The sequence below is a fragment of the Lacrimispora sinapis genome (genome assembly GCF_043633585.1).
Classification (GTDB): domain Bacteria; phylum Bacillota; class Clostridia; order Lachnospirales; family Lachnospiraceae; genus Lacrimispora; species Lacrimispora sinapis.
This window is the reverse complement of the sequence record NZ_CP141832.1, coordinates 2,735,404-2,757,335: the sequence shown is the minus strand read 5'-3', so window position 1 is coordinate 2,757,335 and position 21,932 is coordinate 2,735,404. Positions and strand designations below refer to the sequence as shown.

The window sequence follows — 21,932 nt, the reverse complement described above, 5'->3', positions numbered from 1 at the left end:
GATAGAAGGGAAACTGCCTATGACATTTTCATTATTCCTACAAAGTGTGATTAACGGGCTGAACCAGGGGGCGATCTATGCGCTCATCGCTCTGGGTTATACCATGGTTTATGGAATTATCCGCATGATCAATTTTGCACATGGAGATTTCATCATGATCGGGTCCTACACTTTATTTTATACCATCCCCTTAATGGCGCATGCAGGAATGCCGGCCTGGTTATCCGTCATTCTGGCAATTATGGTATGTGCCGCAGTTGGTGTGGTGGTGGAAGTGGTGGCATACAAACCTGTGCGGAAAGCCGGCTCTATGTCCGCCCTTATCACAGCGCTTGCCATGAGTCTGTTTTTAGAAAATCTGGCTATGGTGCTTTTTGGGGCGAAACCTCAGAATATCCAGAAGATTTTCGACCTTCCCACCATCCATGCATTCGGGGCAGCCCTTCCCCTCAATGTCCTACTAACTATTTTGATCGGTGTGGCCATGATGGCGGGTCTTCAGCTCTTTATTAAAAATACCAGAATGGGAAAGGCTATGCGTGCGGTTCCCCAGGACCGGGATGCTTCCCTGCTGGCAGGAATTAATGTCAACAAGGTCATCACCGTAACCTTTGCCATTGGTTCTGCTCTGGCGGCAGTGGCGGCCCTTATGTACTGCACCAAATATCCACGGGTCACCAATGATATGGGTTCCATGATGGGACTAAAGGCATTTATTGCTGCAGTACTGGGCGGGATCGGAATCATTCCGGGAGCCATGCTTGGGGGGATTATAGTAGGGCTTATTGAAATTTTTGTCAAGCTGTTTGCTCCCGGATGGTATGAAGCCATCACTTATGCGATTTTGATTATCATCCTGTTGGTAAAACCGTCCGGCATTCTGGGGAAGAATGTGGGCGAGAAGGTTTAGAGGGAGGCGGATCATGGAAAAACAGTATAAAAGCTCTTATATCCTTAATTTTGCCGGTGTGCTCTTTGTTTTTCTCCTGTTTGTCTTTCTTTTTGAGTCCGGGGTATTTGGAGCATCCACCGAGTATATCAAGGGAATCTGCACGACTGCCTGTTATACCATTATAATGGTAGCTTCCTTAAATCTGGTGGTAGGCTGTATGGGGGAATTTTCCCTGGGCCATGCAGGTTTTGTATCGGTTGGCGCCTATACGTCCGCCATCGTATCAAATGCCCTTACGGGAAAGGGGCTGCCGGATCTGGCATTGTTTCTGACGGCACTTCTGGCAGGAGGGGCTGCCGCCGGAGCTGCGGGAATTCTGGTGGGTATCCCGGCTCTCCGGTTGAGAGGGGATTATCTTGCCATCGTTACGGTGGCATTTGCGGAAATCATCCGGGTCTGCTTCTGCAATTTTACCATTACCGGAGGGGGAAAGACCATGAGCGGCATTTTAAAACTGTCTGATTTTTACTGGTGCTACTGGATTATGGCTGCCTGTGTTGGCATGATGTACCTGTATGTACGAAGCCGGTTCGGGAGGACCGTCAAAGCCATTCGGGAGGATTATATAGCAGCCTCCGCTTCTGGGATCAATGTGACCTACTATAAGGTGCTGACCTTTACGGCAGCTGCCTTTTTTGCAGGGGTAGGAGGAGGGATCTATGCTCATTACATGACCGCCATGATTCCTACCAATTTCAACTTTATGTATTCCGCAGAGCTGCTCTCAGAGGTCATCATTGGCGGAACCGGTTCTTTTACCGGATCTATGATCGGAGCAGCCTTTTTATCCTCTCTGCCGGAAATGACCCGCCAGTTTTCCCTGTATCGGATGCTCGCTTATTCCGTGATTTTATTGCTGGTCATGATTTTTAAGCCTGGCGGCATCTTTGGAACCTGGGAATTTTCCCTGACGCGTCTGTTAAAGCGACTGCTTAAAATCAAGGACAAAGATAAGAAGCCGGAAAAAGTAAAAGCGAATGGAGGTGCGTGACAATGACAGATCAGGGAAAAGAAACTCCCGTCTTAATGGCTCAGAATTTGGGAATCCAGTTTGGGGGGTTAAAGGCCGTGGACGGATTTGACTTAGAAATCGGCCAATCGGAGCTGGTAGGCTTGATCGGGCCTAACGGGGCAGGGAAAACCACGGTATTTAACTTGATCACCGGAGTTTATAAGCCCACCGAAGGCTCCTTTTATTTAAACGGGCAGCGCATGAACGGAAAAAACACGTATCAGATCGTAGAGGCGGGAATTGCAAGAACATTCCAGAATATTCGGTTATTCAAGAAAATGTCAGTGATCGACAATGTAAAAGCCGCCATGAATTCCAGGTTCTCTTATGGCCTTGTCCATGCAGTATTTCGTACTCCCAGGTACTGGAAGCAGGAAGCCATGTTATCCAGGCAGGCAAAGGAACTGTTAAAAGTAGTCCATTTAAGCGGAAAAGAAGACTGGGAAGCCGGGAATCTTCCTTATGGGGAACAGCGCCGCTTAGAGATTGCCAGAGCCCTTGCAACCGATATGAAGCTTCTTCTTTTGGATGAGCCGGCAGCAGGAATGAATCCCACGGAAACAGAGGAGCTACTGGAAATCATCAATTATATCCGAAAGGAATTCAAGATATCGGTCCTTCTCATTGAACACGATATGAGCCTGGTCATGAAGATCTGCCAACGGATCAAGGTTCTTGATTTTGGCACCTCCATTGCCTTTGGAACACCGGAGGAGATTGCCAACAACCAGAAGGTGATCGAGGCGTATCTGGGAAAAGAAGAGGAGGTTACGGAACATGCTTGAGGTTAAAAATCTGGCGGTTTCCTATGGAGCCGTCAAAGCCATTCATGGAGTTTCCTTAAAGGTTAATGACGGAGAAATCGTTTCTCTTATCGGGGCCAACGGCGCAGGTAAGACTACCATATTAAGAACCATATCGGGACTGAAAAAGGCCGACGAGGGCGAGCTTCGTTTTGACGGTACAGATTTAAGAAAAACCGAACCCAGCCGGATCATCGGTTTAAAACTTGCCCATGTGCCGGAGGGAAGACATATTTTTCCACAAATGACAGTCGAGGAAAATCTGGAAATGGGAGCATTTACGGATCAGAAAGATATGTCAGCCACAATGGCTAAGGTGTATGACCGTTTTTCCCGGTTAAAAGAACGCCGCAGACAGCTTGCAGGAACCTTATCCGGCGGAGAACAGCAGATGCTTGCCGTTGGCCGGGCACTGATGGCAAAGCCTAAGATGATCTTAATGGATGAGCCCTCCATGGGACTGTCGCCGCTGTTAGTCAAAGAAATTTTTTCCATTATTAAGGAAGTGAACAAAAACGGCATTACCATTCTTCTGGTAGAACAGAACGCAAAAATGGCATTATCCATTTCCAACCGTGCCTATGTGATGGAAACGGGAAAAATTTCCATGGAAGGAAATGCAGGAGATCTGTTACGGGATGTGCGGGTAAAAAAAGCCTATCTGGGACAATAAGGCGGGAAAGAAAAGAGGGTGAACCTATGAAAGAACTTGCTTATTATGATGGTACGATCGGAACACCGGAGGAAGTAACGGTCCCCTTCAATGACCGGGTGCATTTCTTTGGAGACGGCGTTTATGACGCTTCTGTAGGAGGAAACCACCAGGTTTATCTGCTGGAGGAGCATTTGGACCGTTTTTATTCCAGTGCAAATGCGCTGGGTATTATAATTCCTATGGAAAAAGATAAATTCGGCCGGTTGTTGACAGAACTTCTTTCCAAAGTGGAGGGTAACACTCATTTTGTATACTGGCAGGTCACAAGGGGAGCAGGAGCCAGAAACCATGTGTACGGAGAAGAAATGAGAGGGAAGCTCTGGGTCATGATCCGGCCCAATCTGCTGAAAGATCCCAATGCTCCCATTAAGCTGATTACCATGGAGGATACCAGATTTTTTCACTGCAACATCAAAACCTTAAATCTGATCCCTTCAGTCATGGCAGCCCAGAAAGCCCGTAAGGAGGGGGCGGATGAAACCGTTTTCCACCGCGGGGATATGGTGACGGAATGTGCGCACAGCAATGTTTCCATCCTAAAGGACGGAATCTTTTATTCCCATCCCAATGACAATTACATTCTGAGGGGTATTTCAAAGACCCACATGATTAAGGCTTGTTACCGTCTGGGCATTCCAGTGATAGAACGGCCGTTTTCCGTATCGGAGCTGATGGAGGCAGATGAGATCCTTGTAACCTCTTCCTCCAATTTCTGCCTTCATGCAAATGCAGTAAATGGAAGAACCGTAGGCGGAAAAGATCCGGTAACCTTAAAAAAGCTCCAGGATGAGGTCATCAGGGAGTATCTGAATTACACCGGAAAAGAAAGCCTGTTTGACTGATTGGTATGACGCAGTAAGAAGCGTTTTGGGAGGAGATTATGGAAAGAGCGGAGCTGGAAAAAAGAAATGTAGGAGAAAATCTGGATGCGTTGATGAATCTTGATCCCAGAGGGTATGGGGTGTGCCGGATTCTCTATGCCGGGAGCCGTGCCGGAATGGGAGAGCCGTTGGCCATGAGAGCAGCCCAAAAGCTATGTGAGACCGTAAAGGAGAAGGATCTGGTCTATCTTCTTACGGGATTTATACTTCTGCCTCATAAAGAGCCGGAGACGGACGGGATGGTCGGCTCCCTTTTGCTGGCCCGGTCCCTGGTTCTGGCATTTGGTGCGAAACCGGTTATCGTATGTCCGGAGGAATGTGTGGAACCGGTAAAAAACTGTGCCGGAGTGGTGGGGCTTCATGTTTATGAGGAACTCAACAAGGTCAAAGAAATGCCTTACAGCATCGGCGTGTTCTCCTTTACCAAAAATCCTGCAAGAGCAAAGATTGAGGCAGAATGGCTTATAAAGGAAGCGATGCCAGCGGCAGTGATTTCGGTAGAAGCCCCTGGGTCCAATATTTTGGGGGTTTACCACAATGCGGCCGGGCAGGATGTATCGGAGCTGGAAGCAAAAAGCGATGTTTTGTGGGAGCTGCTGCGGGAAAAGGGGGTCTTGAATATTGCCATCGGGGATCTGGGAAATGAGATTGGTATGGGAGCCATTGCGGAGCATATTGTGAGATATGTACCATTTACCGGACCGGAAGAATGTATCTGCGGCTGTAAAGGAGGCATCTTGTCTGCAAGCGGCGCCGATCATATCATCACAGCAACCTGCTCCGATTGGGGCTGCTATGCAATGATGGCAGCCATCGCCTATTTAAAGAGGGATATGGAGATCCTTCACCGGGAGGAGCTGGAAGGAGAGGTAATGCGGGCGGCCTCCAGGAGCGGGCTTGTGGATATGACCGGCTCCCTTCTCCCTGGCATCGACGGCTTCAATACCCGGATGAATACAGGGATCGTAAGCCTGATGCGTCAGTGTACGGATTATGCCGTCCGTTATTCAAAGAATTCCGAGCACTGGTTCGGGCCTGTGCTGGAAAAAGGATTTTTCCGTGAAAGAGAGGAACACGTATGAGAATTAAGGCGGTAGGAGACCGGGCCGTACTGGCAGAGCTGGGAGATTCCATCAATGAATCGGTAAACCGCAGGGTCATGGAGTTAAACAAAATTGTCCGGTCTTCAGAGCAGGAAGGAATTATGGAAACCGTACCGGCCTTTTGCTCCCTTTTGGTTTACTACGATCCCTTAGTAACGGATTTTAGTAAGGTTTCCCGCTTCTTATGGAATCTGTCTGTAAGTGCCCCAGAACTCAGAGAGCATTCTGGGGCACTGGTGGAAATACCCGTGTGTTATGGGGGAAGTTTCGGACCGGATCTGGCCTTTGTGGCAAAACACGGGAACTTAAAGGAAGAGGAGGTCATAAGAATCCATTCCGGCAGAGATTACCGCATCTATATGCTTGGTTTTCTCCCTGGGTTTCCCTATCTGGGAGGCATGGATGAACGGATCGCAACCCCCCGCCTGAACGTTCCAAGGACCCTGATTCCGGCAGGCTCTGTAGGCATCGGAGGAGAGCAGACCGGAATCTATCCCATGGACTCGCCCGGAGGCTGGCAGCTGATCGGACGAACCCCTCTTCGTCTATTTGATCCCCAAAACGGACAAAAAAGGCTTTATGAGGCCGGAGACACCATTCGTTTTGTACCCATCAGCCTCCGGGAGTTTGAAAAAATCAGCCGAACACAGGAAAAGAGGTGATGGAATGGCATTAGAAATCGTATTGTCTGGGCCGCTTTCCACCATACAGGATATAGGAAGAAGGGGATATCAAAGCCAGGGATTCCAGGAAAACGGAGCATGCGATAAATATTCCATGAAACTTGCCAACCTGCTTGCAGGAAATCTGACAGAATATGACCAGGCAGCTGTGATAGAATTCACATACAGCGGAGGAGAGATCCGCTTTACTTCCCAGGAGATATTTGCTTTGACCGGTGCGGATATGAACCCCTCTTTAAACGGCAGGCCGGTTCCCATGTACGGCCCGGTGATTGCAAACCCAGGAGATATTCTAAGCTTTGGATTTGCTACATCCGGTCTCCGAACGTATCTGGCCGTGTATGGGGGAATTTGCGTTCCGCCCATTATGGGAAGCCGTTCCACCAATTTAAAATGCAGAATCGGTGGATTTGAGGGCAGCCCCCTCCGTACCGGAGCCATTTTATCTGCCGGAAAAACAAAGGAGCAGGTTCGTTTGCTCATGGAGAGCATAAAAGGAAGAGAAGAGGAATGTTCCATCAAGCAGGAAAAGCCGTGGCTGAAAAGGACCTTCAGCCCCTGGCGTTTTTACGGAAATGAACGCTTTGTTCTTTTAAGGGCCGTGGAAGGCCCCCAGGCGGAGGCATTTACTGAAGAAGGAAAAAAGACCTTTGTAAGAAATCCATACCGCCTTCTAAAGGATTGTGACCGGATGGCCTGCAGGCTGGAAGGTCCCCCTATTGAAATGGTGAATGGGGCAGATATTATTTCAGACGGGATTGCAGAAGGTTCCGTCCAGGTATCAGCCTCCGGACTCCCCATGGTCATGATGGCAGATCACCAGACCACCGGCGGGTATGCAAAAATCGCTACGGTTATCAGTGCAGACATTCCTGCGCTGGCCCAGCTGCGCCCCGGAGATTCTGCCGCATTTAAGTTTGTGACGCCAGAGGAAGGGGTGGCCGCCTGCCGTTTGGAGGAAAGAAAACTTTTGAGCTTAAAGAAACGTCTTTGGGATACCATTTATGAATTGACAAAAACTTAACAGGAGGGGAGAAAGAGATGGATTATTATAATTACAAGCCGGCAGAGGTAAGAAAACTTGTCCGGGAAGGGATCATCAAAGGGCCTACCACTGGAATGTGCGGCGGTTACGCTCAGGGAAATCTGGTTATTCTTCCGGAGGAACTGGCATGGGATTTTTTGCTGTTCTGCCAGAGAAATCCACGGGCCTGCCCCCTCTTAGAGGTCTCTGATGCAGGAAGCAAAAGCTTTCCTCTGACTGCTTTGGGCAGCGACTTGACAAAGGATCTTCCCGGTTACCGTATCTACGAGGATGGGATTCTTACAGAGGAAACCGCAGATGTATCCCAACGTTTTGAAAAGTACCAGAAAACCAGGGGAAAGCTGGTCAGCTTTCTGATTGGCTGCAGCTTTTCGTTTGAAGCCGAGCTGATGGAAGCAGGAATACCCGTCAGGCAGATCGAGGAAGGGGTGAATGTTCCCATGTATAATACCAGTATTTCCTGCGCACCGGCCGGAGTATTTTCCGGAAATATGGTGGTCAGTATGAGACCCATTCCCCATAAGCAGGTGCCCACGGCTGTTGCTATTACCGCTGCAATGCCGAACGTACACGGTGCTCCGGTGCAGATCGGATACCCAAAAGCCATTGGAATCAATCATCTGGAGCGGCCGGATTACGGAGATCCTGTGACCATCAGAGAGGGAGAAGTACCGGTGTTCTGGCCCTGCGGAGTGACCCCTCAGGCAGTTGTCATGAACAGCCGTCCTCCCTTTGTGATCACCCATGCTCCGGGACATATGTTTATCACGGATGTCAAAAATGTAACGTTAAAATACCGTTGATGCATTGATAAGGAAAGGAGATGAATTATGCTGTCCATTGATTTAAACTGTGATTTGGGAGAAAGCTTTGGGGCGTATAAGATGGGAATGGATGAAGAGATCCTGCCGCTAATAACCTCAGCCAACATTGCCTGCGGCTTCCATGCCGGAGATCCTCTGGTAATGGAGCGGTCTGTGGCCCTTTGCAAAGTGCATGGAGTGAGGGCGGGAGCCCATCCGGGCTTTCCTGATCTTTCCGGGTTTGGAAGAAGGAATATGAGCCTTTCCCCCAAAGAGGTGAAAGCCTGTGTGATCTATCAGGTCGGAGCATTGAAAGCCTTTTGCGACCGTGCCTCCATAAAGCTGTATCATGTAAAACCCCATGGTGCCCTGTATAATATGGCCGCTAAGGATTATAAGCTGGCAGAGGCCATCTGTCAGGCCGTCAAAGAGGTCGATGAAACTCTGATTCTCCTTGCTTTAAGCGGCAGTGAAATGCTCCGGGCAGCAAAGGATTATGAGATTACATATGCCAGTGAAATATTTGCAGACCGGGCTTATCAGAGTGACGGCACACTGGTTCCAAGAAGCCGGAAAGGTGCCGTCATCGAGGATGAGGAAAAAGCCGTCAGCCGGGTCCTCCGTATGGTCAAGGAAGGAAAGGTGAAAGCCGAGGATGGAAAAGAAATCTCCCTTAATGCTGATTCCGTCTGCGTCCATGGCGATGGGATAAAAGCCCTTGCCTTTGTAAGGAAGATACGGGAAGGCCTGGCAGTAAACGGAATTGATGTGACTGGTTTTTCCTTTTAGAATTGAAAAAAACTGGCTATGCAGTCTTTCAGACTGTCAGCCAGTTTTTTGCGTTCTGGTTATAACTTTATAGTTAAAATTCCGTTTTTTATGCAAAAGTATCCATGTTTTGGCTTTAAAAAGCAGTTGAGGTTAAAATTTAGAGATAAAAACTTACAAGGAAACGGTTGATTTTTACATCGTTAAAAAAATGACTCTTTTCGTGATAGTATAAAGGTATCGTTAATAAGATTCTGTAAAGCTGGTACTGCTGCGGTGATTTGAACCAAAACATAAAAAGAGACAACAGGAGGATATGAATGCTTACCATAGCTATTTGCGATGATGACACAAATGATACTTTAAGAATAGCAGCTCTGGTGAAAAATTATATGGATGCCAGAAAGATCTCCTATCAAGTGAATACGTTTCCTTCGGGAGAGGAACTGCTGAGAATCCATAAAAATTTTGATTTAATATTTCTTGATATTGGTTTAAATGGGATCAATGGGATATTGGTCGGAAAAAAGATACGGGAAAGGGATCACAATGTAAAAGTCATTTATACCACCAGCTTTCATCAATTCTGCAAGCAGGCGGTCAATCATGTGCATGCGTTCGCATATTTGGTAAAACCTGTCACAAAAGTGAATACAGAAAAACAGCTGGATGATATTTTACAATATATTCAGGAAGAACATGAACCATCAGAAACGGTACGGTTTGAGATTCTGGAAATCACGCAGCAAGGAGAAGTGGAAACCAGAATCAAGGATTTTGAAGTAAAGGATATTTTCTATTTTGAATATTTTAACCGGAAAATCAAAATAAAGCTGGAAAATAAAGAATATTTTTTTAGAGATAAAATGAAAGATTTGGCGGAAAAAATGCTGGAACACCACTTTGAGGTCTGCCATCAGTGTTTTCTGGTCAATTTAAGGCATGTGAAAAAAATAAAAGGGTATGAAGCCTATCTCAATAACAATGATATAATCCCTGTTTCCCAGAAAAAATCAGCGGCTTTCAGAAAAAAGCTGAATCAATTTATACTGAGCAATATTTAGGTGAAAAAATGGAAAAATATATTTTTTTTATGAGTGGAATTGTGGTTTCCTGCCTGATCAATTGTGTGTTGGTGTTCCAGTTTCTGGAAGAACGCAATGAAAGACGATATGAGAGTCACTGGCTGTATTTTTTTACAAAATCAGGCGTATTTTTATTCAGTGTATTCATGAACCTTTTCAAACAGCCGGTCATTAATATTATCAGCTGGATTGCAGTAATTTGTATTATGAATCTTGCCGTATACTGGGGCAGAAGCAAAACGGTCCTATTCCGGATTGCAGAAGTGATGATCTTGATTTTACTCCTATCCATAGCCGAAGCTGCCGGTGTGGAACTGCTGGATTTTATTTTATTTAAATTCCAGATATCAAATATTCACACCGTCATGGCAGAAAGTATGGAAATAACATTTTCTAAATTGATTGTACTGGTGTTTTATTATCTGGTGATCACAAAGTTTTGGAGAGAAGATTTGAATGTGAAGCTCACCATGACCCAATGCCTGATCGAACTGATCATCATTCTCTTCAGCAGTGCCAATCTGGCGGTGATCCTAATGGTTATTTCCAAGGCGACCAGTAAAGCGGAGCACGTCTTGATCCTGGTGAATATGGGTTGTATGCTGGTGGCAGATCTGTACTTTTTATATTTTGCCAGATTTGCGGAAGAGAACAACCAGCTGAAAGTGAAACTGAAACTTTTGGAACAGCAGTCCCTGCTCCAATATGAATTTTACGAAGAGCAGGAAGTAAAGTACAATGAATCCATTAAAATCCTTCATGATGTGAATAAGCACTTGCAGATGATAGAAACCATCTATCAGACCAATCAAAAGGAACTGGCCGTAACCTATGCACAGGAAATCAGTCAGATGCTGCTTCCCCTGACCATGCAGGAATATACAAACAATCCGATTTTAAATGTTTTACTGAATGATAAAAAGAAAATTGCAAACCTCCATGCCATTTCATTTCAAATGGATATCGGCCCGGTTGATTTAAGTTTCATGGAACCCATAGAGGTCACTACCGTATTTGGTAACCTGCTGGATAACGCCATGGAAGCCTGTAAGGCTGTGGAAACGAACAAATATATTCATATGAAGCTGGATAACTATCATGATTTTATTGTCATTATAATCAGCAACAGCACAATGCCCATTGAGAAGTGGCATCTTGGAAAACCAGTGTCAAAAAAAGGCAAAAATCATGGAATCGGCCTATTGAATGTAGAAAATGTCATCAAAAAGTATCATGGGAGCATGATTCTGGAGGAAAACAACCAGGAATTCAGCTGCAAAATCATTTTTAATAAAGAGGACGGTTTCCAATAAATTGGAAATTATGATCTGGGAGCTAATCCAAGGATTAGCTCCTTTTTCTGTAAATCAGACACTAAAAACTGTAAGTTATTCCCTTAATATTGAATTTGAATATTCAGAGTAGGAAAATATCCTTATCAATCAAACACAGACAGAAAGGAGAGGATGTTGTGACACAGAAAAACTTGAAAAGAAGAGGATTTAAGACAACTGACCACAAAACGAAAGGATGAATGACTATGAAAAAAGTAGCATTAGTAAGCCCGGTAAGAACCGCTGTCGGTTCGTTTAACGGAACTCTCTCCTCCCTGGATGCTCCGTCTATGGGTGCAGCTGTAATCAAAGCATGTCTTGATCGAAGCAAGTTGGAGAGTTCTCTCATTGATGGAGTTTATTTTGGAAATGTCCTCCAGGCCGGCAACGGCCAGAATCCCGCCAGGCAGGCTGCAATACAGGCAGGCGTGCCGGTTGAAACTCCTGCCTCCACCATTAATACTGTCTGTGGCTCCGGACTGCATGCCGTCGCATTGGCTTATGATTCCATTTTGGCGGAAGAAAGCAATCTCATGATGGCTGGCGGTATGGAAAATATGTCAAGTGCCCCTTATCTTTTAAAGAATGCCAGAAAGGGCTACCGCCTTGGAAACGGCGAGTTGGTGGATAGTTTGATCAATGACGGTCTTACCTGTCCTATCAACCAATACCATATGGGGATTACTGCAGAAAATGTTGCAGAAAAATATAAAATTTCCAGGCTGGAACAGGATGAATTTTCTTATGAAAGCCATAGAAAGGCAGCTGATGCCCAGAACAGAAAGGCTTTTGATCAGGAGATCGTACCCATAAGCATCAAAAAGAAGAAGGAAGAAATCTGCTTTTCCCAGGACGAACATGTAAAACCGGATACCACAAAGGAAAAGCTTTCCGGGTTAAGGACCGTATTCAAACAAGATGGGACCGTTACCGCGGGAAATGCCTCCCCCATCAGCGATGGGGCTGCAGCAATGCTGGTGGCATCAGAAGAGACATGCAGGGAGCATGATTTAAAGCCTTCCGTTTATATTAAAGGATATTCTCTGGTCGGTGTGGACCCTGCCTACATGGGAATGGGTCCGTTAAAAGCAGTTTCCACTCTTCTTAAAAAACAAGGATTATCCATAGATGAAATCGACCTTTTTGAATTAAATGAAGCCTTTGCGGCTCAGGCCCTTGCCGTATCAAAGGAGCTTGGGGTGGATAAAGAAAAAGTCAATGTAAATGGAGGGGCCATTGCAATCGGTCATCCTTTAGGGGCAAGCGGAGCACGGATATTGGTGACTCTGGTCCATGAGATGATGGAACGGTCCGCACATTACGGCATCGCCTCCTTATGCATTGGAGGAGGTATGGGAATCGCCATGCTGGTTGAGAATGCCCTTGTTTAATAAGTTTTCAGGGAAAGGAAGATGATTATGAAACAAGATGAAATACGTTCTTTACAATCCATGCCCGCAGCCAGTCCCAGTTATGGCCGTCCCCCATGCCGTTTTATCAACCGGGAATATTTCACAATTCGTTATGAATCAGATCCCGATGCCATCCGCCAGGCCGTTCCCGAACCCCTGGAACCCGATGGAAGCAACACGGTTGTCTATGAATTTATCAAAATGCCTGATTCATCAGGTTTGGGTGACTACGAAGAAAGCGGGATCGTAATCCCCTGTACCTTCCACGGAGAACCCTGTAATTTTACCGCTCAGATGTACTTAAATAACGGCCCTGCCATTCTTGGCGGACGTGAAATCTGGGGTTTTCCAAAAAAATGGGGCTGTCCCACGCTCAAGGTGGAAGAAACCGAGACTTTGACCGGAACCTTAGTTTACAACAATATTCTGGTAGCCATGGGAACCATGCCTTTTAAATACAATACAGTGGATGAGCATGAGGTGGAAAAAACCATAGGCAAAACCCAGGTGAATTTAAAATTGATCCCTGATGTTGACGGAAGTCTTAAAATTGCCCAGCTGGCAGCTTATAATCTGGATCACATTACCGTAAAAGGTGCCTGGTCGGGACCAGCCAGATTAAGTCTGATTCCTCATGTCAATGCACCCGTGGCAGATCTGCCTGTGAAAACCTGTATCGAAGGAATGCATTTTATTGCAGACTTAACCTTGCCCTATGCAAGGGTGATACATGATTATCTCAAGGAGAACGGAGGATACATAAGAAATGAAAAATAAAACAATCTCAGCTCAGGAAGCAGTGGAACATGTAAAAGATGGGGATACGCTCATGATCGGCGGTTTTTTAGCAGGAGGCCATCCCGAACATTTGGTAAATGCTCTTTTAAAAACCAACAATTCTTCCAACTTAACCATTATTTCCAATGACACCGGAACTCCGGAGCTATCCATCTGTGAATTGGTAAAAAGCGGCAGGGTAAAACGTATTTTTGCTTCTTATATCGGGGCCAATCCGGAAACCGGAAGACTTTTAATGACAGGAGAAGCCCAGGTCCAGTTATTCCCCCAGGGGACTCTGGCTGAAAAAATACGTGCGGGAGGTGCAGGACTCGGCGGTGTGCTGACCCCTGTGGGCTTAGGTACCGTTGTAGAAGATGGAAAGAAGAAAATAAAGATTGGCGAGAAAGAGTATTTACTTGAACTGCCTCTGAAAGCCGATGTGGCATTGATCAAAGCCAATCAGGCAGATGAAACAGGCAATCTGGTAATCAACGGTTCATCCCGTAATTTTAATATGGTTATGGCAACTGCTGCGGACTATGTCATTGCAGAGGTTGATGAAATTGTGAAAACAGGGGAAATAGATCCAAATCATGTCAATGTACCTGGAATCTTTGTAGACGCAGTTGTAAAGGTGGGATGATGGATATGAATAAAAGAGAATTTATAGCGAAAAGGATAGCAAGGGAACTCAAAGACGGCGATGTTGTAAATCTTGGTATTGGTATGCCGACCATGGTTGCAAATTATGTACCAAAGGACATTGATATCGTGCTGCAGGCTGAAAATGGAATCCTTGGCGTGGGACCTAACGCAAAGGAGGAAGAGAAAACCATTGATTGCATCGACGCAGGAGGAAACTTCATTACTACTGTGAAGGGAGCCAGTTTTTTTGACAGCACCATGTCCTTTTGCATCATACGGGGAGGCCACGTAGATGTGACCGTTTTAGGAGCGTTGGAGGTTGATGAGGAAGGCAATGTGGCAAACTGGATGGTACCAGGGAAAAAGGTACCGGGAATGGGGGGAGCCATGGATCTGGTGGTCGGAGCCAAAAAGGTGATTCTGGCCATGGAGCACGTGAACAAGAACGGATCACCAAAGATTGTAAAAAGATGTAAGCTGCCCCTGACCGCAGTAAAAGTAGTAAAGACCATTGTCACGGATATGGCAGTTATTGATGTGGTTCCCGAAAAAGGCCTGGTGTTAAAAGAAATCGCGCCAGATCTTTCGGTAGATGACGTTCAAAGGGCAACCGATGTAAAGCTTACCGTTGCACCGGATTTAAAGCTGATTGAAGTATAAATGATATATTTGAACTCATGTATGATTCATTGTTACATATAATGAAATATAGAATAATAAAAAAAAGGAGAATTAATATTATGAAACGTCAATTAAAAAAATTAACACTGGAAATGGCATCAAAAGTAATTTTTAATTCAGCTAAAACTGAAGTAAACAGTTCCTGCTTTTTTATCGGATACCAGCCAAAACTGCCGGAAACTGCAAAAAAATTACGGAAATTCTAAGGTGATATAACAAATGTCAAATTGGGAAAAATCCTTCATGGAAAAACTAATATCCAATCACATCATCAGAAAAGAGGAGGAAGAAATATATAGATTCGGGATGGAGTGTCTGCTCTTAAAAACACTGCATTGCATTTCCTATCTATGGATTGGGGCCTGTTTTCATATGATGCCCGAATTGATTGTTATTGGATGCGTGTTGATTCCATTAAGAAGAAGTGCAGGCGGGTATCATGCGAAGACTAAAACCGGATGTTATATATTTTCCTGCAGTTACATTTTTATAATCCTATGGCTGTTCCAGGCCGGCATAAGCCAGTCTTTATGGTGGGCAGCACTTGGGATCGCTGACTTGGCTGTTTTTGTTTTAAGTCCTGCAGATAATGAAAATAAAAGGCTGGATGAGAAAGAAAACCAGCATTACAGAAAAAAAGCAAGGCAGATTTTAATTCTGGCAAATATTAGCTGTATGGTACTGACTGCATTTCATTTCCCTTACATAAACAGTCTGGTACGAAGCGGGATTATCGGGGCCGCATTTTTGCTCATTCTACAGAAGCTGTTAAACGCAGTTACGCAAAAATTCCCAGGAAAAACCGTACTTTATAACAAAATTTAAAACAAAATCAGAAACAAAACGAAAAAGCCCTCTTGTGATCCTCACTTTGAAAGTGAAGTCACAAGAGGGTTTTTATTGCAGTTAAATATTATAAAGTTTGAGCAATGGCATCTGCCATAGCTGTAATATCCGCAAGCTGGTCTTCTTTCACAGAAGATTTGATGGTAATCATGTTATCAAGTATGGTCATATTCTTCATCTCAGAAATGATTTCGGTCATCTTCTTACCGGCTAAAACACCCCAGGAACCATTCTCCATCAGGGCAACCGTACGGTTTTGCACATTGTGTGACTTCATATCGAGAAGCAGATGCTCCATACTGCTGAACACGCCCCCATTATAGGTGGCAGAAGCAAATACCAGATGACTGCATCGGAATGCTTCTGAAATGATTACGGACGGGTGAGTGACGGATACATCATACATGGCAATGTTTCGTACCCCATGTTCCGCCAGACGGCTGGCAAGGATGTTTGCCGCGTTTTCTGTGTTTCCGTAAATAGAACCGTAAGCGATCATGACCGCCTGTTCCTCCGGTGCGTAGCTGCTCCAGGTCTGGTATTTCTCCACGTACCAGCAAATATCAGAACGCCACACCGGACCATGCAGAGGACAAAGGATCTGGATATCCAGAGGAGTCACCTTTTTCAGAAGTGTCTGTACCGACGGACCGTATTTTCCAACGATATTGGAATAGTATCTTCTGGCATCGTCAAGCCAGTCACGCTCAAAGTTTACTTCGTCTGCGAATAAGTTCCCGTTCATTGCCCCAAAGGTACCAAAGGCATCAGCGGAAAACAGGATCTTATCGGTCATATCATAAGTAACCATGACTTCCGGCCAGTGGACCATGGGTGCCAGATAAAAGGTAAAGGTGTGCTTCCCGGTATTGAGTGTGTCCCCCTCTTTTATGACAATGGCTCTGGAATCAACGCTGAATTCATAAAACTGATTGATAATAGGGACAGTCTTGGCATTGCAGACAACCTTTACATCCGGATATCTTCTTACGATCTCTCCCAACGTGGCACAATGATCGGGTTCCATATGATTGACAACGATATAATCCAAGTTCCGTCCGTCAAGAACCGCCTCCACATTCTCGATAAACTGTCCGGTGATCGCCCGGTCAACGGTATCGAAAAGGACTGTTTTCTCATCAAGCAGGACATAAGAATTATAAGAAATCCCTCTCGGAATCGGGTAAGCGTTTTCAAACAAAGCCAGACGGCGGTCACTTCCCCCGACCCAGAATAAGTCATCTTTGATTTTTTTTACACAATACATGTTGCAGCCTTCCTTTCTTTCTTTCGTTCTATCCTATCGATAAGAAGTATACTATATTTTTAAGAAAATGTCATTGTTTTTTCTACAGAAATAGTAGGATTTCCGGGGATTACAGGCCTTTTTGAATAATTTTATCTACATCAGATTTTAAATCATCAGACCTTGTTCCAATATCATATGGATAATGGCGAAAAATAACCGCTTTTTTTATTAAGACAATCGGAATAGGAGTTGCTATAATAGATACAAAGCATGGAGGACCCAACATGGATGAGAAGAAAAAGGTAGTAAAAGATATTATTGAGTATGTGGAAAAGCAGTTGTCTTTGGAGGAAGGACTGAGTCTGGACACCATTGCCAATTATGCCGGTTATTCCCGCTTCCATTTAAACCGGATGTTTTCCGAGGTGACCGGCTGTACGCTTCACCGGTATATCAAAGAACGGAGGCTTACAAAAGCGGCAGAAAAGCTTGTAAGGAAAGAAGACTTTCCCATTGCAGATATTGCACAGGAAGCGTCGTACCAGTCACAGCAGGCGTTTACCTATGCCTTTAAAAAAGCCTATGGCTGTACGCCCAAGACGTACAGGGAACAAGGAATCCACAAAGAATTAAGAACCATGGAAGAAATCTTAAAACGGACAGAACAAAGGAGGTGTGCCGCATGAATTTTATTCCTCATGTCATTGAACAGACGGCAGCAGGGGAGCGAAGCTATGATCTTTTTTCCCGACTCATGAAAGAACGGATTATATTTCTTGGAGATGAGGTGAATGACGATTCCGCAAGGCTGATCATCGCCCAGCTTTTGTTCTTGGAATCCGAAGACCCGTCAAAGGATATTTCCTTTTACATCAACAGTCCGGGCGGTTCCATAACTGCGGGGCTGGCCATATATGACACCATGCAGTTTATCAAATGCGATGTTTCCACGATCTGCCTTGGCCTGGCAGCCAGCTTTGGGGCTTTTTTACTGGCAGGAGGAGCCAGGGGAAAGCGGTTTGCCCTTCCCAACGCGGAAATTATGATTCACCAGGTGGCGGTTCAGAGCATTGGAGGCAAGGCTGCAGATATCTCTATTTTTTCCAAAAAGCTTCAGGCGGATAAGCTGCGGTTAAACCGGCTCATGGCTGAAAATACCGGGCATACCATCGAAGAAATTGACCGGGATACAGACCGTGACAATTACATGTCAGCAGTCCAAGCAAAGGCTTACGGCATAATAGATGACATTTTGGAACGGAGAAATTAACGCTGTTTCAGGGTTCAATCCGAAAAAGGGATTGAACCCTTTTGTGTTTTTTGGTACAGTAGATTTTATGGAAGGAGGCGGGATGAATGGACCAGACAAGGGAGAACATTCTGGTAAGCGCCTGTCTGCTGGGAATCAACTGCCGTTACGACGGCGGAAACGGCAGAAGGGAATGGGTGGTTTCGCTGATGGAGCGGTACAATCTGATCCCGGTCTGCCCGGAGCAGCTTGGCGGTCTAAAGACCCCCAGGGAGCCTGCGGAGAGACAAGGGACGGACTCTGTGATGGACCGGACCGGCAAAGATGTGACGGAGTATTTTATTAGAGGTGCAGAAGAAACCTTAAAAATTGCAGAGCTTTACGGCTGCAAACGGGCCATATTGAAGGAACGAAGTCCATCCTGCGGCCATGGAATGATTTATGACGGTACATTTTCAGGGAAAAGGGTTCCGGGAAGCGGGGTCACTGCCAGCCTTTTGGAAGAAAACGGAATTACCGTAATGGGAGAGAGCAGCATCAGGGAACCATTGGAAACAGACATTTGATGAAAGGATAAGGAGACAGATCACCATGAAAACAGCAATTGAAAGACAACAGGCACTTCAGTTACTCATGAAATACAACAAAGAACCTTTTCATCTGCTTCATGGGCTTACGGTGGAAGGGGTTATGCGGTGGTATGCAAAGGAACTGGGATACGGGGAGGAAGAAGATTTCTGGGGCATTGCCGGCCTTCTTCATGACGTGGATTTTGAAAAATTTCCGGAAGAACACTGCAAAAAAGCACCGGAGCTTCTCGCTGAAATCGGGGCGGAGGAGGAACTGGTACATGCCATCTGCAGCCATGGATACGGAATTTGTGCAGACATCAGACCGGAACATGAGATGGAAAAGCTTCTGTTTGCAGCCGATGAACTGACCGGACTGATCGGGGCTGCGGCAAAGATGCGTCCCTCCAAAAGCGTTATGGATATGGAAGTAAGCAGTCTGAAGAAAAAATACAAAGACAAAAAATTTGCAGCAGGCTGTTCCAGAGACGTGATATCTTCCGGAGCAGAAAATCTGGGCTGGACTCTGGAAGCATTGATGGAAAAAACGATTCTAGCCATGCGCTCCTGCGAAGAACGGGTGAATCAGGAAATGGAAACGTACGGCTCAAAAGATTAATTATGCATAAAAATGGAAATTTATGCATTCTTTTTCAAAAATACTTGACAGCAGGTAGTAATTGGGATATCATTTCCGATAAATATCCAGACAAAAACCTGTATCAGAGGAGAATGACGCTATGAAAAAAGTTGTGAAATTCGGGGGAAGCTCTTTGGCCAGCGCAAAGCAGTTTAAGAAGGCAGGCGATATCATCCGCGGCGATCAGTCGAGACGGTATGTGGTTCCTTCCGCACCGGGAAAAAGAAACGACAAGGATGAGAAAGTAACGGATTTGCTGTATCAGTGCTATGAAGCGGCAGCAGGCGGAAAAAGCTACAAAAAGATTTTGGAAAAGATCCGGGAACGGTATGAGGAAATCATCGACGGCCTTAACCTAAACTTAAATCTGGACTTTGAATTTTCCATGATTGAAGAAAATTTCCTAAAAAAAGCCGGCCGGGATTATGCCGCCTCCAGAGGCGAATACTTAAACGGTTTGGTAATGGCGGAGTATTTGGGCTTTGAATTCATTGACGCAGCAGAAGTGATCTTTTTTGATGCAGACGGGAACTTTGAGACAGAATTAACAAACAAAGAACTGGGAGAACGTCTGGAACATGTGGAAAAAGCGGTCATTCCAGGCTTTTACGGCGCAAAGCATGACGGAACCATCAAGACATTTTCCAGGGGCGGTTCCGATATAACAGGGTCCATCGTTGCAAAGGCCATTCATGCCGACATGTATGAGAACTGGACCGATGTATCCGGATTTCTGGTGGCCGACCCAAGGATCATTAAGGACCCGGAAGTGATTGAGACCATTACATACAGGGAACTGAGGGAACTGGCTTATATGGGGGCCAGCGTTCTTCACGAGGATGCCATCTTTCCCGTAAGAAAAGAAGGCATCCCCATTAATATCAGAAATACCAACAAGCCGGAAGACAAGGGAACTCTGATCGTGGAAAGCACCTGCAGAAAGCCCAACTATACCATTACGGGGATCGCAGGAAAGAAGGGATTCTGTTCCATCAATATCGAAAAGGCCATGATGAATGCGGAGGTTGGTTTTGGGAGAAAAGTGCTGGAGGTGTTTGAAAAGTTCGGCGTTTCCTTTGAGCATATGCCGTCTGGCATTGATACCATGACCGTGTTTGTCCATCAGTCGGAATTTGAAGAGTTTGAGCAGTCTGTGATCGCCGGAATCCACCGGGCGGTGGAACCGGATTATCTGGAGATGGAATCCGATCTTGCCCTGATTGCAGTGGTAGGACGGGGGATGAAGGCGACCAGAGGGACTGCCGGAAGAATTTTCTCCGCGCTGGCCCATTCCAGGGTCAACGTAAAGATGATCGACCAGGGCTCCAGTGAACTCAACATCATCATTGGTGTAAAAAATGCAGATTTTGAAGAGGCCATTAAGGCCATCTATGATATGTTTATCATGACAGAAGCATAAAGGAGAAGACAGGAAAAAAGCGGAGGCTTTCTATCCTGTCTTTTGCTTTTTTTAATAAAAAAGTATATGGAATCAAAGGAAATTATGGTACAATCTCATTATAAAAAAACATCATGCGGAGGTAACTATGCAGTATCGTAAATTTGGAAAAACAGGATTGAACGTATCAGCATTAGGGTTTGGAGCCATGAGACTTCCCGTTTTAGAAGACGGCCGGGTCGATGAATCACGGGCAGTCGCCATGATCCGTCATGCCATTGACGAAGGCGTCAACTACGTGGATACGGCGTATCCTTATCATCAGGGAGAGAGTGAACGGATCGTAGGAAAAGCGCTGTCAGACGGTTACCGGGAGAAAACCTATCTGGCCACCAAGTGTCCGGTGTGGAAGCTTGAAAAAGCAGAAGATTTTGAGCTTATTCTCAATGAACAGCTGGAAAAGCTTCAGACAGACCATGTGGATTTTTATCTGCTTCATGCGCTGAGCAGAGAACGTTTTGAAGAGAAGGTCAAAAAATTCGATCTTGTGAAACAGATGGAAAAAGCAAGAAAAGATGGAAAAATTAAATATCTTGGATTTTCCTTCCATGATTCATATGACGTATTTCAGGATATCCTAGATTATTATGATGGATGGGATTTTTGCCAGATCCAGTATAACTATGTGGATCTGACTCATCAGGCAGGAGCAAAAGGGTTGAAGGAGGCCGCCTCCCGAGGACTGGCTGTAGTGATTATGGAACCTCTTCTTGGGGGAAAGCTGGCTAATCCGGCGGAACACGTCAAGAAACTATTCCCGGAGGATAAGTCCTGTGTGGAATATGCCCTGGATTTTTTATGGGACCAGCCGGAGGTTAGCCTGCTTTTAAGCGGTATGAGCGACGAAGCGCAGTTAGAGGACAATCTTCTCTATGCGGACAGAAGCCATGTCCATATGGTGACGGAAGAGGAAAGGGAGATATACAAAAAAGCAAAGGAAGTATATGATTCCATGGCTTTGGTGGGCTGTACCGGCTGCCGCTACTGTATTCCTTGTCCCTTCGGACTTCCGATCCCGGATATTTTCACCCTTTATAACATGACTGCCGCGCACAAAGAAAAGGAAGCAAAAGAGGGATATCGTTCCATTTCCGTCAATGCGGAAGGCTGCAGAGCCTGTCACCGCTGTGAAAAGGAATGTCCCCAGATGATAAAGATCAGTCAGGTCATGCCGGAGGTGGCAAAGGTGTTTGCAAAACTGGAGGCCTGATCACTTTA

Annotated in this window: 25 protein-coding genes; 24 read left to right on the top strand and 1 reads right to left on the bottom strand. The window is 45.6% G+C overall.

Features of this window, described 5'->3' with window-relative positions:
• Positions 1-19: 19 nt before the first annotated feature.
• The 18 genes from VIG27_RS12950 to VIG27_RS12865 all read left to right on the top strand — a co-directional run bounded on the left by VIG27_RS12950 (position 20) and on the right by VIG27_RS12865 (position 15,527).
• Complete coding sequence (locus VIG27_RS12950) at positions 20-910, top strand: branched-chain amino acid ABC transporter permease (RefSeq protein ID WP_394522936.1); 891 nt, start codon at positions 20-22, stop codon at positions 908-910.
• Between the two features lie 13 nt (positions 911-923).
• A complete protein-coding gene (locus VIG27_RS12945; RefSeq protein ID WP_394522935.1) occupies positions 924-1,943 on the top strand; it encodes a branched-chain amino acid ABC transporter permease in 1,020 nt (339 codons plus the stop codon).
• Between the two features lie 2 nt (positions 1,944-1,945).
• On the top strand, positions 1,946-2,749 hold the full coding sequence (locus tag VIG27_RS12940) for an ABC transporter ATP-binding protein (protein WP_394522934.1): 804 nt from the start codon (positions 1,946-1,948) through the stop codon (positions 2,747-2,749).
• The gene (locus tag VIG27_RS12935) at positions 2,742-3,440 is read left to right on the top strand and encodes an ABC transporter ATP-binding protein (protein ID WP_394522933.1); all 699 of its coding nucleotides are present in this window, start codon (positions 2,742-2,744) and stop codon (positions 3,438-3,440) included. Before VIG27_RS12940 ends, VIG27_RS12935 begins: the two co-directional genes overlap by 8 nt.
• Positions 3,441-3,466: 26 nt before the next feature.
• Positions 3,467-4,324 (top strand): aminotransferase class IV, encoded by an 858-nt coding sequence (locus VIG27_RS12930; protein ID WP_394522932.1) that lies wholly within the window; start codon positions 3,467-3,469, stop codon positions 4,322-4,324.
• Positions 4,325-4,362: 38 nt separating this feature from the next.
• Positions 4,363-5,445 (top strand): DUF4392 domain-containing protein, encoded by a 1,083-nt coding sequence (locus VIG27_RS12925; RefSeq protein ID WP_394522931.1) that lies wholly within the window; start codon positions 4,363-4,365, stop codon positions 5,443-5,445.
• Positions 5,442-6,128, top strand: coding sequence for a 5-oxoprolinase subunit PxpB (gene pxpB / locus VIG27_RS12920; RefSeq protein ID WP_394522930.1), 687 nt, complete (start codon positions 5,442-5,444; stop codon positions 6,126-6,128). Before VIG27_RS12925 ends, pxpB begins: the two co-directional genes overlap by 4 nt.
• Before the next feature lie 4 nt (positions 6,129-6,132).
• Positions 6,133-7,173 (top strand): biotin-dependent carboxyltransferase family protein, encoded by a 1,041-nt coding sequence (locus VIG27_RS12915; RefSeq protein ID WP_394522929.1) that lies wholly within the window; start codon positions 6,133-6,135, stop codon positions 7,171-7,173.
• Positions 7,174-7,190: 17 nt separating this feature from the next.
• The gene (locus VIG27_RS12910) at positions 7,191-7,997 is read left to right on the top strand and encodes a putative hydro-lyase (RefSeq protein WP_394522928.1); all 807 of its coding nucleotides are present in this window, start codon (positions 7,191-7,193) and stop codon (positions 7,995-7,997) included.
• Positions 7,998-8,024: 27 nt separating this feature from the next.
• Positions 8,025-8,786 carry a LamB/YcsF family protein gene (locus VIG27_RS12905; protein ID WP_394522927.1) on the top strand — a complete coding sequence of 254 codons (762 nt, stop codon included), beginning with the start codon at positions 8,025-8,027 and terminating at the stop codon, positions 8,784-8,786.
• 299 nt (positions 8,787-9,085) lie between these two features.
• A complete protein-coding gene (locus tag VIG27_RS12900) occupies positions 9,086-9,829 on the top strand; it encodes a LytR/AlgR family response regulator transcription factor (RefSeq protein WP_394522926.1) in 744 nt (247 codons plus the stop codon).
• Between the two features lie 8 nt (positions 9,830-9,837).
• Positions 9,838-11,163, top strand: a complete 1,326-nt coding sequence (locus VIG27_RS12895) for a sensor histidine kinase (RefSeq protein WP_394522925.1) — start codon at positions 9,838-9,840, stop codon at positions 11,161-11,163.
• Positions 11,164-11,390: 227 nt separating this feature from the next.
• On the top strand, positions 11,391-12,575 hold the full coding sequence (locus VIG27_RS12890; protein ID WP_394522924.1) for a thiolase family protein: 1,185 nt from the start codon (positions 11,391-11,393) through the stop codon (positions 12,573-12,575).
• A gap of 27 nt (positions 12,576-12,602) precedes the next feature.
• Positions 12,603-13,373: an acetoacetate decarboxylase gene (locus tag VIG27_RS12885; RefSeq protein ID WP_394522923.1), complete on the top strand. Its 771-nt coding sequence runs from the start codon at positions 12,603-12,605 to the stop codon at positions 13,371-13,373.
• The gene (locus tag VIG27_RS12880; RefSeq protein ID WP_394522922.1) at positions 13,363-14,019 is read left to right on the top strand and encodes a CoA transferase subunit A; all 657 of its coding nucleotides are present in this window, start codon (positions 13,363-13,365) and stop codon (positions 14,017-14,019) included. Before VIG27_RS12885 ends, VIG27_RS12880 begins: the two co-directional genes overlap by 11 nt.
• 5 nt (positions 14,020-14,024) lie before the next feature.
• Complete coding sequence (locus VIG27_RS12875) at positions 14,025-14,681, top strand: 3-oxoacid CoA-transferase subunit B (RefSeq protein ID WP_394522921.1); 657 nt, start codon at positions 14,025-14,027, stop codon at positions 14,679-14,681.
• An 80-nt stretch (positions 14,682-14,761) separates the two neighbouring features.
• Positions 14,762-14,908, top strand: a complete 147-nt coding sequence (locus VIG27_RS12870) for a cyclic lactone autoinducer peptide (protein ID WP_394522920.1) — start codon at positions 14,762-14,764, stop codon at positions 14,906-14,908.
• Between the two features lie 37 nt (positions 14,909-14,945).
• Positions 14,946-15,527 (top strand): accessory gene regulator ArgB-like protein, encoded by a 582-nt coding sequence (locus VIG27_RS12865; protein WP_394522919.1) that lies wholly within the window; start codon positions 14,946-14,948, stop codon positions 15,525-15,527.
• 88 nt (positions 15,528-15,615) lie between these two features.
• Here the strand turns inward: VIG27_RS12865 and VIG27_RS12860 are convergent, their stop codons facing one another.
• Positions 15,616-16,815: an FprA family A-type flavoprotein gene (locus VIG27_RS12860; RefSeq protein ID WP_394522918.1), complete on the bottom strand. Its 1,200-nt coding sequence runs from the start codon at positions 16,813-16,815 to the stop codon at positions 15,616-15,618.
• Positions 16,816-17,081: 266 nt separating this feature from the next.
• On the opposite strand from VIG27_RS12860, the gene VIG27_RS12855 reads away from it, so the two are divergent.
• From VIG27_RS12855 to VIG27_RS12830, 6 genes are all read left to right on the top strand, one after another.
• Entirely contained in the window at positions 17,082-17,483 is a 402-nt protein-coding gene (locus VIG27_RS12855; RefSeq protein WP_394522917.1) for a helix-turn-helix transcriptional regulator, read from the top strand.
• The gene (locus VIG27_RS12850; protein ID WP_394522916.1) at positions 17,480-18,067 is read left to right on the top strand and encodes an ATP-dependent Clp protease proteolytic subunit; all 588 of its coding nucleotides are present in this window, start codon (positions 17,480-17,482) and stop codon (positions 18,065-18,067) included. The genes VIG27_RS12855 and VIG27_RS12850 overlap by 4 nt, the downstream gene beginning before the upstream one ends.
• A gap of 86 nt (positions 18,068-18,153) precedes the next feature.
• Positions 18,154-18,612, top strand: coding sequence for a DUF523 domain-containing protein (locus VIG27_RS12845; protein WP_394522915.1), 459 nt, complete (start codon positions 18,154-18,156; stop codon positions 18,610-18,612).
• A gap of 25 nt (positions 18,613-18,637) precedes the next feature.
• The gene (locus VIG27_RS12840) at positions 18,638-19,234 is read left to right on the top strand and encodes an HD domain-containing protein (protein WP_394522914.1); all 597 of its coding nucleotides are present in this window, start codon (positions 18,638-18,640) and stop codon (positions 19,232-19,234) included.
• 121 nt (positions 19,235-19,355) lie between these two features.
• A complete protein-coding gene (locus tag VIG27_RS12835) occupies positions 19,356-20,675 on the top strand; it encodes an aspartate kinase (protein ID WP_394522913.1) in 1,320 nt (439 codons plus the stop codon).
• 127 nt (positions 20,676-20,802) lie between these two features.
• Positions 20,803-21,924, top strand: a complete 1,122-nt coding sequence (locus tag VIG27_RS12830) for an aldo/keto reductase (RefSeq protein WP_394522912.1) — start codon at positions 20,803-20,805, stop codon at positions 21,922-21,924.
• Positions 21,925-21,932: the final 8 nt, after the last annotated feature.